This is a genomic window from Jiangella gansuensis DSM 44835, assembly GCF_000515395.1.
Classification (GTDB): domain Bacteria; phylum Actinomycetota; class Actinomycetes; order Jiangellales; family Jiangellaceae; genus Jiangella; species Jiangella gansuensis.
This window is the reverse complement of the sequence record NZ_KI911782.1, coordinates 3,920,513-3,935,810: the sequence shown is the minus strand read 5'-3', so window position 1 is coordinate 3,935,810 and position 15,298 is coordinate 3,920,513. Positions and strand designations below refer to the sequence as shown.

11 protein-coding genes are annotated in these 15,298 nt (G+C 71.0%); 7 read left to right on the top strand and 4 right to left on the bottom strand.

Annotation, left to right across the window (positions count from 1 at the left end):
* Window positions 1-13 precede the first annotated feature (13 nt).
* Window positions 14-994, bottom strand: a complete 981-nt coding sequence (locus JIAGA_RS0118480) for an AraC family transcriptional regulator (protein WP_026876813.1) — start codon at window positions 992-994, stop codon at window positions 14-16.
* A 288-nt stretch (window positions 995-1,282) separates the two neighbouring features.
* On the opposite strand from JIAGA_RS0118480, the gene JIAGA_RS0118475 reads away from it, so the two are divergent.
* Window positions 1,283-2,656, top strand: a complete 1,374-nt coding sequence (locus tag JIAGA_RS0118475) for a tryptophanase (RefSeq protein ID WP_211239729.1) — start codon at window positions 1,283-1,285, stop codon at window positions 2,654-2,656.
* Here the strand turns inward: JIAGA_RS0118475 and JIAGA_RS0118470 are convergent.
* Window positions 2,628-2,924 carry a helix-turn-helix domain-containing protein gene (locus tag JIAGA_RS0118470; RefSeq protein ID WP_211239728.1) on the bottom strand — a complete coding sequence of 99 codons (297 nt, stop codon included), beginning with the start codon at window positions 2,922-2,924 and terminating at the stop codon, window positions 2,628-2,630. The two genes, JIAGA_RS0118475 and JIAGA_RS0118470, sit on opposite strands and share 29 nt — an antisense overlap.
* A 168-nt stretch (window positions 2,925-3,092) precedes the next feature.
* On the opposite strand from JIAGA_RS0118470, the gene tsrT reads away from it, so the two are divergent.
* Window positions 3,093-4,751, top strand: a complete 1,659-nt coding sequence (tsrT, locus tag JIAGA_RS0118465; protein ID WP_026876810.1) for a tryptophan 2-C-methyltransferase — start codon at window positions 3,093-3,095, stop codon at window positions 4,749-4,751.
* 72 nt (window positions 4,752-4,823) lie between these two features.
* Here tsrT and JIAGA_RS0118460 read toward each other — a convergent pair whose 3' ends face one another.
* Both JIAGA_RS0118460 and JIAGA_RS0118455 read right to left on the bottom strand, forming a co-directional pair.
* Window positions 4,824-5,027 (bottom strand): cold-shock protein, encoded by a 204-nt coding sequence (locus tag JIAGA_RS0118460; RefSeq protein WP_026876809.1) that lies wholly within the window; start codon window positions 5,025-5,027, stop codon window positions 4,824-4,826.
* Between the two features lie 169 nt (window positions 5,028-5,196).
* Window positions 5,197-6,141, bottom strand: coding sequence for a DNA polymerase domain-containing protein (locus JIAGA_RS0118455; protein ID WP_026876808.1), 945 nt, complete (start codon window positions 6,139-6,141; stop codon window positions 5,197-5,199).
* A 190-nt stretch (window positions 6,142-6,331) separates the two neighbouring features.
* Here JIAGA_RS0118455 and JIAGA_RS0118450 point away from each other — a divergent pair, with 190 nt between their 5' ends.
* The 5 genes from JIAGA_RS0118450 (at window position 6,332) to JIAGA_RS0118430 (ending at window position 15,245) form a co-directional block, all read left to right on the top strand.
* Window positions 6,332-8,371, top strand: coding sequence for a M3 family metallopeptidase (locus JIAGA_RS0118450; RefSeq protein WP_035814648.1), 2,040 nt, complete (start codon window positions 6,332-6,334; stop codon window positions 8,369-8,371).
* A gap of 647 nt (window positions 8,372-9,018) precedes the next feature.
* The gene (locus JIAGA_RS0118445; protein ID WP_026876806.1) at window positions 9,019-9,597 is read left to right on the top strand and encodes a TetR/AcrR family transcriptional regulator; all 579 of its coding nucleotides are present in this window, start codon (window positions 9,019-9,021) and stop codon (window positions 9,595-9,597) included.
* A gap of 71 nt (window positions 9,598-9,668) precedes the next feature.
* The gene (locus tag JIAGA_RS0118440) at window positions 9,669-10,916 is read left to right on the top strand and encodes a Cmx/CmrA family chloramphenicol efflux MFS transporter (protein WP_026876805.1); all 1,248 of its coding nucleotides are present in this window, start codon (window positions 9,669-9,671) and stop codon (window positions 10,914-10,916) included.
* 18 nt (window positions 10,917-10,934) lie between these two features.
* A complete protein-coding gene (locus tag JIAGA_RS0118435; RefSeq protein ID WP_026876804.1) occupies window positions 10,935-11,753 on the top strand; it encodes a serine hydrolase domain-containing protein in 819 nt (272 codons plus the stop codon).
* Between the two features lie 270 nt (window positions 11,754-12,023).
* Window positions 12,024-15,245 carry a BTAD domain-containing putative transcriptional regulator gene (locus tag JIAGA_RS0118430; RefSeq protein ID WP_026876803.1) on the top strand — a complete coding sequence of 1,074 codons (3,222 nt, stop codon included), beginning with the start codon at window positions 12,024-12,026 and terminating at the stop codon, window positions 15,243-15,245.
* Window positions 15,246-15,298 lie beyond the last annotated feature (53 nt).

Here is a 15,298-nt window from a genome sequence, read left to right as displayed (position 1 = left end):
CCCTCCCCCGGATTCACCGGGCGAGGGTTTCCGACGGCAGCTCGCCGTACAGCATCTTGTACGACGCGGCGAACCGGCCCGGATGACCCAGACCCCATCTGGCCACGACCTTGGTGACCGTGGTGGTGTCACGCTGGGCGGCGCGCAGTTCTTCGCGGGCGCGTTGCATCCGCACGCTGGTCAGGTACGTGATGGGTGTCGTGCCGAAGTGCTGCCGGAACCCGAGCTGCAACGCTCGCACGCCCACCCCTGCTTCTCGTGCGAGGCTCGCGACGGTGTGTTCCCACTCCGGATGATTCTCGATCATCTCTCGCACGATCGTCACAGCCCGGTTGGGCGCCGGGAGAAGCTGGGTTTCCTCGAGAAGATGGGAGTAGTTGTGCGGCTGGGCCAGCAGCAGGCCTGTCATCAGGCCATCCTCGAACTCGGCCGCGGCGACCCGGTTGTTGATCATGCTGCCGTCGGTGCGGTCGAGCTCACCCACCAGCAACCGGAACGCGTCGGTCCAGCTGCGGCCGTAGCCGGTGCTGACGTTCATGCCCAGCTCGAACCGGACCGGGCCGGGTAGCGGCGCGCCGATCAGGTCGCGCAGATGCGCCTCGACGGCCGGCCGCTCCAGCCGCAGGATCAGCTGCGCGCAGTCCGCGCTCCACCGCATGCTCAACGGCACAGTGGGCGACACCACCGTCGCGACGTCCGGTGTGGAGACGATCGACTCATTGCCGTACCGGATCATGCTCTGTCCGGACAGCGGCACCTGCACGACGAAGAACGAGCCCAGCTCCCCGGGTTCGATCACGACCTCGCCGCCGTACGCGACGTAGTTGGCCGCGATCCTCGCGATTCGCCGCGTGTGCATTCGTGCATCCAGTCCCGTGGATCCGCCCACGAGGTCGAGCCGATGCGGCACGAAGACCCGCCCGACCGTTTCCCTCGCGTCGTCGAGGTCCTTGGAGTGGAACAGCTCGTAGCGCTCCAGCGGCAGTGCTGTCATCACGTCCCCCTGCGGAGACTTGCCCGATGGTGAATCGACGTGCGACACGGCACCCTCGTGGCGCCCACAGGCGTGCATCCACGGCGCACACCCGCCCGCAGCCCCAATGCTGGGCAAGATCATCCAAATGTTAGCGCTTACCAGTTCGCTCGTCACTGCTGGTCGCCGTCACAGATCGGGCCCTGTTGTCACAAGATCACCGAGCGGCGAAATTGGCCCCTACCTGCGGCGGGGCTGTGCCCACAGACTTGATGACATCGAGTCGCACGTCGGGAAGGGGACGCGCCGGTGCCCGTGTTCATGGAGCCGTTCAGGATCAAGGCCGTCGAGCCGATCCCGTTCCCCACGCCGGAGCAGCGCGACGCCGCGCTGACGAAGGCCGGGTACAACCTGTTCCGGGTGCCGTCCCGGGCCATCACCGTCGACCTGTTGACCGACTCCGGCACCAGTGCGATGTCCGCCGCGCAGTGGTCCGCGTTGCTCTCCGGCGACGAGTCCTACGCCGGCGCCACGTCGTTCGAGCGCTTCGAAGCGGTGGTGCGGCATCTCACCGGTTACGACGAGATCATCCCCGTGCACCAGGGCCGGGCGGCCGAACGCATCCTGTTCGCGACCCTGCTGCGGCCCGGCGACGTCTCTGTCGCCAACACTCACTTCGACACCACCCGGGCCAGTGTCGAGGCCGTCGGTGGTCACGCCGTCGACCTTCCGGTCGGCGCGGGTCTTGGTTCGCAACCCTCGCCGTTCGGCGGCGACATCGATCTCGACGCCCTCCACTCCCTCCTGGACGGTCAGGGCGGCGCCTCCGTCCGCTGCGTCGTCCTGACCATCACCAACAACGCCGGCGGGGGCCAGCCGGTCTCCATGGCCAACATCGCGGGCACCCGGGCACTGTGCAACGCCTACGACGTGCCGCTGCTGTTGGACGCGTCCCGCTTCGCCGAGAACGCCTATCTGATCACCGAACGCGACCCCGATCACGCGCACTACACCCCGCGCGAGGTCGCCCAGCTGACGTTCTCGCTGGCGGACGGCTGCTGGGCGAGTCTCAAGAAGGACGGCATCGGCAACATCGGCGGGATGATCGCACTGCGCGACGCCGGCCTCGCGCGTCGCTGCCGGGACCGGCTCATCGCGGTCGAAGGGTTCCCGACGTACGGCGGCCTGGCCGGCCGGGACCTCGAAGCGCTGGCTCAGGGCCTGCAGGAGGTGACCGACCCGGCGTATCTGCGCTACCGCGCCCAGACCGCACGCTGGTTCGGCGAGCGCCTGCAGGAGGCCGGCCTGCCGGTTCTGCAGCCGACCGGGTGTCACGCGGTGTACGTCGACGCAGCGCAGCTCCTCCCCCACGTGGCGCCCCAGCGGCTACCGGCCACCGCGCTGGCCAACGCGCTCTACCTGGCCGGAGCCGTGCGGGTGTCCGAACTGGGCACCCTGGTATTCGGCCGGGCCGACCCCGACGGTGGGCCGGACCTGCCGGCCCCGCGCGAGCTGGTTCGTCTCGCCCTGCCGCGGCGGGTCTACACGAAGAGCCACCTCGAGTACGTGGCCGAGACCGCTGCCACCGCCGTGGCGAAAGCCGCCGAGATCCCCGGGTACCGGATCGTCGAACAGGCGGACACGTTGCGGCACTTCAGCGCGGTGCTCTCACCAGTCGAGTGAACGGCGACGGACCGTCGGCACGGGCGTGGCGGGTCACTCTGGCGGCTGCGACCAATTCCCCCGTCGGTATGTGCAGGACCCGGCTCAGCCACTGCCGCCAGTACGGCCCGGGAATCCTCTTGCCGCGTTCCCACCGGGCCACTTCCTCCCGGGTGAGCGACGGGTTCCCTGACACGCGGGCGAGCTCGCCGGCGAACTCGTACTGGCTGTAGCCGAGACGGCCGCGGGCGCGCCGGATCACCTCCCCGACGGGCTCCTGACCGTTCACCACACCACCTCGTCGTCGCTGCCGGGCCTCCCGCCAACAGCCTGCTGACCAGGCCCCACCGCGGCCAGGACGCTCCGCGAATGATCTTGTCCACTTTGCGAACGCATCGGGACATCCGGACGATCTTGGCCCCTGCCCAGCGACTCGGCCGGCTGCGAGCCTGAAAGGGTGCATAGCAACACCGTCACGTTGGTGAATCCCAACCTCGTCCACCCGCCCATCACCCCGTACGCGCTGGACATCCTGACCACGTCGCTGGAGGCCGCCGGCTTCGAGGTCGAGGTGCTGGACCTCACCCTGGACCGGGAGCACTGGCGCGCCGCCGTCGCCCGCTACTTCGCCCGGCGCGATCCGCTGCTCGTCGGTGTCACCATCCGCAACACCGACACGATCTATCCGCAGGAACAGCGGGTCTTCCTGGACTCGCACCGCGAGATCATCCGCGCGATCCGGCGGGGCACGACGGCGCCGGTGGTCGGCGGCGGCGTGGGGTTCTCCTCGATGCCCTTCGCACTGGTCGACTACTTCGGTATCGACTTCGGCGTCAAGGGCCCCGGTGAGGTCACCCTGGTCGAGTTGGCCATGGCTCTGGCGAAGGGCAAGGCGACCGACGACGTGCCGGGCCTCATCGTCCGCGACCAGGACGGTTCGGTGCGCCAGGTGCCGCACCTGAGCCGGCAGATCTCGATCGGCCGCGCTGCCCTGGTGAACCGCACGACGGCGTACCTGCGCCGCTCCGGCACCCCCGGCAAGGTGGACAACCTCGCCTACTATCGCCGCGGCGGGCTGGGCAACATCCTCACCAAGAACGGGTGCACGTTCGCCTGCGCCCACTGTGTCGAGCCGGACGCGAAGGGCGGGCAGTTCGCCCGCCGGGCGGAGGCCGCCGTCGTCGACGAGATGGAGGCGCTGACCGGTCAGGGCGTGCACGACCTGCACACCACGGACAGCGAGTTCAACCTCAACATCGCACACAGCAAGGCGGTGCTGCGCGAGATCGTCCGCCGCAAGCGGGCCGACACGTCCTCGCCGCTGCACCGGCTGCGGCTGTGGATCTACGTCCAGCCGGCTCCGTTCGACGACGAGTACGCCGAGTTGCTGGCGGAGGCCGGCTGCGCGGGCATCAACGTCGCGCCCGACCACGTCCGCGACGAGGTCCTGGACGGCTGGAAGATCACCGGTAAGGGCACCCGGTTCTACACCTACGACGACGTGCGGCGCCTGTGCCAGCTGGCCCGGCGGCACGGAATGCTGACCATGGTGGAGGCACTGCTCGGGATGCCCGGTGAGACGGCTGAAACCATGCGGGCCTGCGTCGACGGGCTGCTCGCACTGGACGCCACCGTCGTGGGCTACACGCTGGGCATCCGCGCGTTCCCGTACTCCCCGCTGGGCCGCGACCTGGCCACCCGCAGCGGTGGCGAGCGCCCGGTGCCTGGGGTGCAGTCGAACACCGCGACCGGGCCGATCCTGCTCAAGCCGCTGGCACTGTGCGACGGCCGGGTCGAGTACGAGCGGCAGTTCATGTTCGGCCCGGACGGCGAACTGCGTCCGGTCTACTACTTCTCCCCCGACCTGCCCGAGGGCCGGACACACCAGCGGCCCGGCGATCGCTGGCTGACGAGCCTGGAACTGCTCTGGGAGTGGGTGCCGCCGGCCGAGCGGCACCGGGTGATGCTCCCGACGGCACCCGGCCTGACGCCAGAGGACAACAACTATGCCGACAACCCGTTCCTGCTGCGCCTGACCGAGCTGGGGTACAAGGGTGCGTACTGGTCGCACTGGCCGCTCCGGGAACGGATCATGAGCGGCCAGCCGGTGCCCTGAGGCGCCGAGCCGGCAGGCGGAAATGCGGAAGCGGCCGCACCGTCACCGGTGCGGCCGCTTCGGCGAGGACGATCAGATGGGGCGGACGTTCTCCGCCTGCGGCCCCTTCTGGCCCTGCGTCACGTCGAACTCGACGCGCTGGTTCTCGTCCAACGAGCGGTAGCCCTCAGCGGCAATGGCCGAGTAGTGCACGAACACGTCCGCGCCGCCACCGTCCTGCGCGATGAAGCCGAAGCCCTTTTCGCCGTTGAACCACTTCACGGTTCCCTGTGCCATGTCTGCTCCTTGTGTGGGGACGAGGGGGTCGAACCGGCAGATTCGCCGATCCGGATTGCGCGGTGCTCGTCGTCCCACAGCCGGACACCGATGATCAGGGCCGTCACGTACTGAGAACGTGCCAGAAACCACTCATGCAACCACGGAGCAACCTACCACGCCCCGTCGGTCAGGTTCGGCGTTCGCGGGCTCGACGCTTCCCTTCGTGCATGGCCTGCACCCGAGCGACGGGGATCGTGTGCCCCTCGGCGACGAGATCGGCGGGCAGCAACTGCGGCTGCGGCATCCGCTCGGCCCACGGGTCGGCATCGCCGAGCAGCCCGGGCACCGTGCGGACGGTGAAGTCGGCTGGCGCGACCGTGTCCAGGTCGTCCCAGCCGACCGGGAACGACACCGGGACACCTGGCCGCGCGCGCGGGCTGTAGGCCGCCGCCACGGTGGCGCCGCCGGAGCGGGTGGAGTCGAGGAACACCTTCCCACCGCGGTCCTGCTTGATGTAGGCGGTGGTGGCCAGCTCGGGGTCGAGGCGCTCGGCCCGGGCCGCCAGCGCCCGGGTGGCGGCGGCGACGTCCTCGTGCGACTGCGGCGCCAGCGGGACGAACACGTGCACGCCCTTGGCGCCGCTCGTCTTCACCACGCCGGTCAGGCCGTCGTTGGCCAGGGCCCGCCGCACCAGCCGGGCGGCGCCGACGACGTCGGCGAACGGGCCGCCTTCCGGCGGGTCGATGTCGAGGATCAGATGCGTGACGTGCTCCCAGTCGCCGGCCGTGACCAGCGTCGGGTGGTACTCGACGGCGCGCTGGTTGGCGAACCACAGCAGGGTGCGGCGGTCGTTGCACAGCGCGTAGGCGACGTCACGCTTGGAGGCCTGAGCCCACACCGACACGCTGGGGATCCACGACGGCGCGTACTTGGGCAGGTTCTTCTGCATGAACGGCGGCTGCCCGGGCCGCACCCGCTTGACGGTGAGGGGCCGGTCGGCGAGTTCGGGCAGGATGCGCCCGCTCATCGCGTCCACATAGTCGACGAGGTCGCGCTTGGTGGCCTCGGCGCCGTCGAACAGCGGCTGGTCGAGGTTGGTCAGCTCGATGCCTTCGCGTTCCTCGCCGCTCACGTGCTGCTCCTCTCATCCGATGCCGTGTTTGCAGACTAGGGGGTGTCTCGTCCCGACGTCGGCGGCTTGTTGGCTCGCAGTGACGTCCCTCGGCCCGATTTCGCCGTTCCGCGTTGCGTACGGCCATGACGGGACGCGGGACCAGGAAGCTGAGCCGCCGCGGTCAGACCCTTCGGGTAGCGTGCACAGCATGCCTGCGAGCCACCCCGAGAACCCCTTCTTCGCCGCGAGCGACCTTCCGTACCAGCTCCCGCCGTTCCAGCTCATCCGGACCGAGCACTACCGCCCGGCGTTCGAACGCGGCATGGCCGAGCAGCTCGCCGAGGTCGAGGCCATTGCCGCCGATCCGGCGCCGCCGACGTTCGAGAACACCATCGTGGCGCTGGAGCGGTCCGGGCAGATCCTCCAGCGGGTGGCGGCGGTGTTCTTCAACCAGGCGTCGTCGGACACGAATGCGGAGATCCAGACCATTCAGTCAGAGATCTCGCCGCGGCTGGCCGCGCACAGCGACGCCATCCACCTGGACTCGCGTCTGTTTGCCCGCATCACCGCCCTGCTCGACGACGCCGACGGGCTCGACCCGGAGTCGCGGCGGTTGCTGGAGCGCTACCACCTCGACTTCGTCCGGGCCGGCGCCGGCCTCTCCGAGGAGCAGCAGGCCCGGCTGCGCGAGATCAACGGGGAGCTCTCCGCGCTGTCCACCACGTTCCAGAACAACCTGCTCGAGGACACCAACGCCTCCGCCGTCGTCGTCGACGACGCCGCTCAGCTCGACGGCCTGTCCGCGGACGCGGTGGCCGCGGCGGCCCAGACGGCGGCGGAGCGAGGGCTGGAGGGCAAGTATGTCCTGACCCTCGTGCTGCCCAGCGGCCAGCCGGCGCTGGCCTCGCTGACCGACCGGTCCCTGCGCGAGCGCCTGTACCGTGCGTCCGTCCAGCGCGGCGCCAACGGCAACGAGCACGACAACCACGTCATCGCGGCCCGCATCGCAGCGCTGCGGGCCGAGCGGGCCGCACTGTTCGGTCACCCCGATCACGCCACCTACGTGCTGGAAGACCGCACCGCCAAGACGCCCGCCGCGGTGCACGACATGCTCGGGAAGCTGACCCCCACCGCCGTCACGAACGCGCAGGCCGAGGCCGCCAAGCTGCAGGAAGCCATCGGCGACGCGTTCGAGTTGCGGGCGTGGGACTGGTCGTTCTATTCCGAGCAGGTCCGCCGGGCCACCTACGACGTCGACGCCGCCGAGCTGCGCCCGTACTTCGAGCTGGAGCGGGTGCTGCGCGACGGCGTCTTCTTCGCCGCCGGAAAGCTCTACGGGCTGTCCTTCACCGAGCGGCCCGACCTCGTCGCCTACCACCCCGACGCGCGCGTGTTCGAGGTGTTCGACGAGGACGGCTCCGCGGTCGGGCTGTACATCGGCGACTTCTTCACCCGCGACTCCAAGCGCGGCGGTGCCTGGATGAACTCGCTGGTCGATCAGTCCGCGCTCATGGACACCAAGCCCGTGGTGCTCAACAACCTCAACCTGGTGAAGCCGCCGGCCGGCGAGCCCGCGCTGATGACCTTCGACGAGGTCAACACCCTGTTCCACGAGTTCGGCCACGCCCTGCACGGGCTGTTCTCCCGGGTCACGTACCCGACGTTCAGCGGCACCAGCGTGCTACGCGACTTCGTCGAGTTCCCCTCCCAGGTCAACGAGATGTGGGCGGTCTGGCCCGAGGTGCTGGCGAACTACGCCGTCCACCACCAGACCGGTGAGCCGCTCGCGCAGGAGACCGTCCAGCGGCTGCTCGACTCGCAGATCTGGGGTGAGGGCTTCGCGACGACGGAGTACCTTGCGGCCACCCTGCTCGACCTCGCCTGGCACGAGCTGTCCCCCGGTACCACGGTCGACGATGTCGCCGAGTTCGAGGCGCGGGCCCTCGAGCGCGCCGGTGTCGCACTGGAGACCATTCCGCCGCGGTATCGCACCACCTACTTCGCCCACATCTTCGCCGGCGGATACGGCGCGGGGTACTACTCCTACATCTGGAGCGAGGTCCTCGACGCCGACACCGTCGAGTGGTTCAAGGAGAACGGCGGGCTGACCCGTCAGAACGGCGACCACTTCCGCAGCACTCTGCTGTCCCGCGGCGGCAGCGTCGACCCCATGGAAGCGTTCCGCACCTTCCGTGGCCGCGACCCGCAGATCGAGCCGCTCCTGGAGCGCCGCGGCCTCACCCAGTAACCATCCAGCCACCCCAGATGCGGCCCTCCGACCCGATTCGTGGCGGGATCGGGTGGGCGCGGTCACGGTGGTACTCGCGGGCCAACCGGTCGTTCGAGTAGGAGCCGGCGAGGGTCTGGGCTCGAGCGGTCCGACCGCGATGGCGAAGATGCCTGGTTCTTGCCGGCCTTCGTCGGCGCCCCGCCGTGCTGTCCGGCCGACTGACACTGACCGCAATAGCAGGCAGCGGCCCTCAATAGCCGCAACCGCGTCAGCGGGCGGATTCCGTCCCTCCGCCCCGAATCGCGCTATTGAAGTCGGGCGCTGCGATCAAAGCCCGGCCAGCCCGGCTCCGGACTGTGCCCGCAGCTGCGGGTGTTCACCATGGGGGTGAAGCGGAACACCCACACCGACCGTGGTCAATCACGTGGACCATGGGTCCTCCTGCTGCACCACCCATGCTTGCTCCCAGGAGGGCAGGGCAAGACCGGTGCTGAGACGGGGGCCGGAGGCCTCCTCTCAGCGCCGGTGCCCGACGCGGGTTCAGCAAGCAGTCTGTGACGCGCCCGGCCCGACGACCATTGACACTGGTGAAGCAGGAACACTCCTGGGCGAGGCCCGCCAGACGGTTCTAGACAGATCAGTACAGAACCCGGTACGGTGAGCCGGTGCCGCGCCCGAAAGAGTTCGACCCGGACCACGTCGTCGACGCGGCCCTGGACGTCTTCTGGGCCGGCGGATACGCCTCCACCTCCACGCAGGACCTCTGCGAGCGGACCGGGCTGGGACGCAGCAGCCTCTACAACACGTTCAAGAGCAAGCACGAGCTGTACGAGCACGCGCTGCGCCGGTACGCCGAGCGCACCCGGGCCGACCAGGTGGACCTGCTCGCCCGGACCGGCCCGGCGCGCACCGTCATCCGCGACTTCCTGCTGGCGGCCGTGGACCGGCAGCTCGCCGATCCGGACCGCCGCGGTTGCCTGGCGCTCAACGCCGCGGTCGAGATCGGACCGGGCGACGACGTCGTCGCCGGCCTCACCCGGGCGGACTTCGACGCCATCGTCGCGACCATGCGCGTCATCATCGAGCGCGGCCAGCGCGACGGCGAGATCGCGGCCGACCGCGACGCCGAGGCGCTGGCCCGGCTGGTGCACGGCGCACTGACCGCCATCCACGTCGTCGGCCGGGTCGCCCAGGACCGCGAGCGACTCACCGACATCGTCGACGCCCTGGTCGACAGCCTCTGACCATGTCTGGCAGCAACGACGCGCCGGCTCCTACCAGCATTCTGAACTGATCAGTCCATAAGGAGAGCACAGTGCGCGTCCCACCGGCCGTCTACGTCCTCGGCTCCAGCATCTTCGTGCTCGGCACGACGGAGTTCATGATCGCCGGACTGCTGCCGACCATCGCGACAGACCTGGACGTCTCGATCCCGGACGCCGGTCTGCTCATCTCCGGGTTCGCGATCGGGATGACGATCGGCGCGCCGGTGATGGCGGTCGCGACGCTGCGCCTGCCGCGCAAGGCGACCCTGCTCGCGGCCGCGGCGGTGTTCCTGGCCGGTCACGTCGTGGCGGCGCTGGCGCCCACGTACGAGTTGCTGATGGCCGCCCGCGTGGTGACGGCCGTCGCCACCGGAGCCTTCTGGGCTGTGGCCGCGGTGGTGACGGTGCGGATCTCGCCGCCGGGGACCACGGCGCGGGCCTTGGCGGTGCTGGTCGGCGGGCTGACGCTGTCGAACGTGCTCGGAGTGCCGGCCGGCACCTGGGTCGGCCAGCAGCTCGGGTGGCGAGCGGCGTTCTGGGCGGTGGCCGGGCTGGCGGTGCTGACCACGCTGGCCGTGGTCGCGCTGGTGCCGAAGAGCGCCGGCGCCGCGTCGGAGCCGCCGCGGGTCCGAGACGAACTGCGGGTGTTCCGGGGCCGGCGCATCTGGTTGGCCCTGGCGACAACGGCGACCTTCCAGGCGGCCATGTTCGCCGCGTTCTCGTACTTCGCCCCGCTGCTCACCGATGTCGCCGGGCTGGACGAGGCGGACGTACCGCTGGTGCTGGCGCTGTTCGGGCTGGGCAGCTTCATCGGCATCACCATCGGCGGGCGGATCGCCGACCGTGGGCTGTTCCTCAACATCTTCGGCAGCCTCGTGGCGTTGGCGGTGACGATGTCGGTACTGGCGCTGGTGTCGGGCAGCACGGCCGGAGCGGTCGCGGCGGTGTTCGCGGTCGGTGTCGCCGGGTTCTCGATCGCGCCAGGGCTCAACGCCCGCGTGTTCGTCGTCGCCGGTGACGCGCCGACGCTGGCGTCGTCGGTCAACACGTCGGCGTTCAACGTCGGCAACACCGTGGGTCCGTGGCTCGGCGGCGCGGCCATCTCGGCCGGCTGGGGCTACGTGGCGCCGGTGTGGCTGGCGGCCGGGCTGGCACTCGCGGGGCTGGTGCTGGCCCTGACGGCGTGGGCGCACGAGCAGCGCCACGAGCGGGCGTTGGCGGCGGCAGCGCAACCGCGCACGGCACCGGCGCCGGTGGGAGCCGCCGCGTCCACGCCGCCGGTGGCCTGCGACGCGTGACGTCGTAGGGTCGGGATCATGCGGAGTGTTCAGCTGGTGGATCAGTGGCCGGTCGATCACGCGGCGACAGCGGTCGTCGGCGCCGACGGCGGTTTGCTCGGTACCCACGGTGACCAGGACCGGCCGTTCAGCCTGGCGTCGGTGACGAAGCCGCTCACCGCCTACGCCACCCTGATCGCCGTCGAGGAAGGCGCCATCGGCCTGGACGACCCCGCCGGACCCGAGGGCTCAACCGTCCGGCACCTGCTGGCACACACCTCCGGGCTGGCCTTCGACGAGCACAAGGTGGCGTGGGAGCCGGGCGCGCGGCGGCTGTACTCCAACGCCGGCTTCGAGCAGCTGGCCGACGCCGTCGCCAAACGGTCGGGCATCCCGTTCGCCGACTACGTCCGCGACGGCCTGCTCACCCCGCTGGGCATGACCGGCACGACGTTCGAGGGCTCACCCGCGTCCGGGGCCACCTCCACGGTGCGCGACCTCGCCCGGTTCGCCGCCGAGCTGCAGTCCCCCGCCCTGCTCGACCCGGCAACCGTTCAGGCCGCGACGACGGTGGCGTTTCCCGGGCTGTCCGGGGTGCTGCCGGGGTATGGGCGGCAGGACCCGAACGACTGGGGTCTGGGGTTCGAGATCCGCGCCGACAAGTCGCCGCACTGGACCGGCTCGGCCAACTCGCCGCGCACGTTCGGACACTTCGGTCAGGCCGGCACGTTCCTGTGGGTCGACCCCGAGCTCGGCGCGGCCTGCGTGGCCCTGGCCGACCGCGATTTCGGCCCCTGGGCGGTCGAGGCCTGGCCGCCGTTCAGCGACGCGGTCGTCGCCGAACTGACCTCGAAATGATCACGTGCACCATGGGTGCTCCCGCTTCACCATGAATGCTTGCCCCCAGGAGGGCCGGGCAAGACCGGTGCTGAGACGGGGGCCGGAGGCCTCCTCTCAGCGCCGGTGCCCGACGCGGGTTCAGCAAGCAGTCTGTGACGTGCCCGGCCCGACGACCATTGACACTGGGGAGGCGAACACGATCCTGGTGATGGGCCCCGCGGTCGACGCGCCGCGGACGCGCGGGGAGTCAGCTCAGCCCGGCTCGGCTGCTACGGCAGAATGCCTCCGGTGCGCATCGGGATCCTTGGACCGTTGGAGGTCCACAACGACGATGCGCCGGTTTACGTGGCCGGCGCGCGGTTGCGCACACTGCTGATCACCTTCGCGCTGGAGCCCGGCCGCCTCATACCGGTGGGTCAGCTGGTCGACGGCGTCTGGGGTGACGACCCGCCGGCCGGTGCCGCCAACGCTCTGCAGGCCCTCGTGTCCCGGCTGCGCCGGGCGCTGCCGGGCCTGGCCATCGAGTCGCACCCGGCGGGCTACCGGCTGGCGCTGGCGCCGGACGCCGTCGACGCCACGCGGTTCGAGCGGGAGGTCGTGGCCGCGCGGTCCGCGTCCGACGATGCCGCGGTGGAGGACGGGCTACGAGCCGCACTTGCGCTGTGGCGCGGGCCGGCACTGCTGGACGTCGCGGAGTCGGGGTTCTTCACGGCGCCGCGGGCGCGACTGGAGGAGCTGCGGCTGACGGCGACGGAGGACCGCGTCGACGCCGCGCTGCGGCTGGGCCGCGGCGCCGGTCTGACCACCGAGCTGACCACGCTGGTCGCCGAGCACCCGCTGCGCGAACGGCTGGTCGGGCAGCTCATGCGGGCGCTGGTCGCGGCCGGGCGGCCCGCCGCGGCGCTGGCGGCGTACGAGCGGACCCGGGAGGCGCTGGCCGAGGAGCTGGGCACCGACCCGTCCGCGGCGCTGTCCGACCTGCACACGGCGATCCTGCGCGGTGAACTGACGCACCCGGCCTCGCCGCCGCCGCGGGAGGCAGAGCCGGCGGCCCGGGCCGCCATCCCCCGCACCAACCTGCGCGCTGGCCTGACCAGCTTCGTCGGCCGCGACACCGACGTCGCCCGCGTGCGCGACCTGATCGACGAGTACCGGCTGACGACACTCACCGGGCCGGGCGGGTCAGGCAAGACCCGGCTGGCGAACGAAGCCTCGAGCACGCTGACAAGCCAATTGCCCGACGGCGTCTGGCTGGTCGAGCTGGCCCCGGTCGCTGCCGGCGCCGACGTGCCGGCCGCCGCCCTCGCGGCCCTGGACCTGCGCGACCAAGCGTTCGGCGCGACCACCGAGGACGCCACCGGGCGGCTGGTCGCGGCCCTACGGTCCCGGACCGCATTGCTCGTGATGGACAACTGTGAGCACGTCATCGACGCTGCCGCAGCACTGGCTGACCGGCTGCTCGGCGAATGCCCTGACCTGCGCATTCTCGCAACCAGCCGCGAGCCGCTCGGCATCACCGGCGAGGCGGTCTGGCCGGTCGAGCCGCTGGCACTCCCGACGGGGCACGACGGCGCCGATGATCTGCTGCGCTTCGACGCCGTCCGGCTGTTCGTCGACCGTGCCCGCGCCGCCCGCCCGGGCTTCACCGTCACCGACACCGACGCGCCCACCGTCGCCCGCATCTGCCGCGCCCTCGACGGCATGCCGCTGGCCATCGAGCTGGCCGCCGCCCGGCTGCGCGCCATGTCCGTGGAGCAGCTGGCCGCCCGCCTGGACGACAGATTCAGGCTGCTCACCGGTGGCAGCCGTACCGCGCTGCCTCGGCACCAGACGCTACGCGCCGTCGTCGACTGGAGCTGGAGCCTGCTGCCCGAACCCGAACGGGTCGTGCTGCGCCGGCTCGCGGTGTTCGCCAGCGGTGCGACGGCCGAAGCCGCGGCCCGGGTGTGCTGCGACGGCGCCGACGTCCTCGACGAGCTCAGCTCGCTCAGCGACAAGTCACTGCTGGCGGTCGACAACGACGGTGAAGCGCCCCGGTACCGACTGCTCGAGACGATCAAGGCCTACGGTCTGGAACGGATGGGCGAGGTGGGCGAGCTCGACGCCGTCCGGCGCGCGCACATCGGCTACCTGATCGAGCTGGCCGAGACCGCCGAACCCCACCTGCACCGCCACGAGCAACTCAGCTGGCTGCGGCGGCTGCGCGCCGAGCACGACGACATCACGGCGGCTCTGCGCGGCGCGGCCGCGGCCGGCGACGCGCGGAACGCGGTCCGGCTAGTGGCAGCCTGCGGCTGGTACTGGTGGCTCAGCGGCCACAAGAGCGAGGGAATCGAGCTGGCGACCCAGGCGCTGGCCGTTCCCGGCCCGACCGACCGCGAAGCACGGGCCACCGCATGCGCCGTCGTCACCTTCCTGATCACCACCGGGGTGGGCGACCTCAAGGACGCCGCGGAATGGGTGCGCCAGGCCCGCGAGCTGTCCGCCGGCATCGAGAATCCCGGGCCGTTCCTGCGGTTCATGCCCCCGTTGAGCGTGATCCTCGGAGCCGGCGACGAACCCCTGACAAGCCTCGCTGACGCCCTGGCGCCGCTGCTGGAGGACCCCGACCCGTGGTTCCGCGCCCAGGCTCGGCTGAACCGGGCGCAGATGCTGTCCGCCCGGGATCGGGAGGCCGACGTCACGCAGGCGCTTGCCGAGTTCCGCGCCGTCGGCGAGCGGTGGGGAATCTCGTACGCCCTCACCACGCTGGCAGACCTGCACGCCCGGCGCGGCGAGCTGGAGCGGGCGATCGAGCACTACGACGAGGCCATCGTGGCGCTCGCCGAGATCGGCACCGTCGACGACGTCGTCATGATGCGCAGCCGGCTCGCCCAACTGCGGTGGCTGACAGGCGACCGCGCCGGCAGCGCCGCCGAGGTCGAGCGAGCCGAGCACGACGCCGAACAGGTCGCCTGGCCCGACGGCCTGGCCATCATGGCGCTCAACCGCGCCACCCTCGCCATCTGGGCCGGCGACACCACCACCGCCGCGCAACAGCTGGCTCGGGCGCAGGCGCTGCTGAGAGACGTCCCCGTCCATCCGGTGTTCCGGGCCGTCATGCTCGGGATCCGGGCCTGGATGGACGCCGGGAACGGGAGTTTGGACGCCGCGGCCGCCGCCCGTGCGCAGGCGCTGGAGGCCGTCCTGAGCAGCGATGACGGCGACGAGGAGACGGTCGGGGCAGTGCTGGTCGGCATCGCCGACCAGGCGTTGCGCCAGGACCGGCCGGCCGACGCCGTGCGGGTGCTGGCCGCGGTGGAGGTGCTGGCCGGCGGCCTGGACCGGTCGTCACCCTGGGGCGCACACGCAGATGAGGCCGCCCGCGCCGCACTGGGCGACGAGGCGGCCTCGGAACTGCTGGCCGAGACGAAGCGGGAGCTCGCCGGTCTGGATGGCGATTCGGCCGAATCGTGGCTGCGCGAGCTGGCGTCGTCGGTCCTGGCCCCTTCCCCTGAACCTTCCCCATGATCATCAAGACTTGACCCGGCCCCGCCCGGGTCAAGTCTTGATGATCATGGGGA

Excerpts from the sequence above, each read along its gene's own strand:
- JIAGA_RS0118480 (WP_026876813.1), bottom strand. The coding sequence starts at position 994 with ATGACAGCACTGCCGCTGGAGCGCTACGAGCTGTTCCACTCCAAGGAC.
- JIAGA_RS0118460 (WP_026876809.1), bottom strand. The coding sequence starts at position 5,027 with ATGGCACAGGGAACCGTGAAGTGGTTCAACGGCGAAAAGGGCTTCGGC.
- JIAGA_RS0118450 (WP_035814648.1), top strand. The coding sequence starts at position 6,332 with ATGCCTGCGAGCCACCCCGAGAACCCCTTCTTCGCCGCGAGCGACCTT.
- JIAGA_RS0118435 (WP_026876804.1), top strand. The coding sequence starts at position 10,935 with ATGCGGAGTGTTCAGCTGGTGGATCAGTGGCCGGTCGATCACGCGGCG.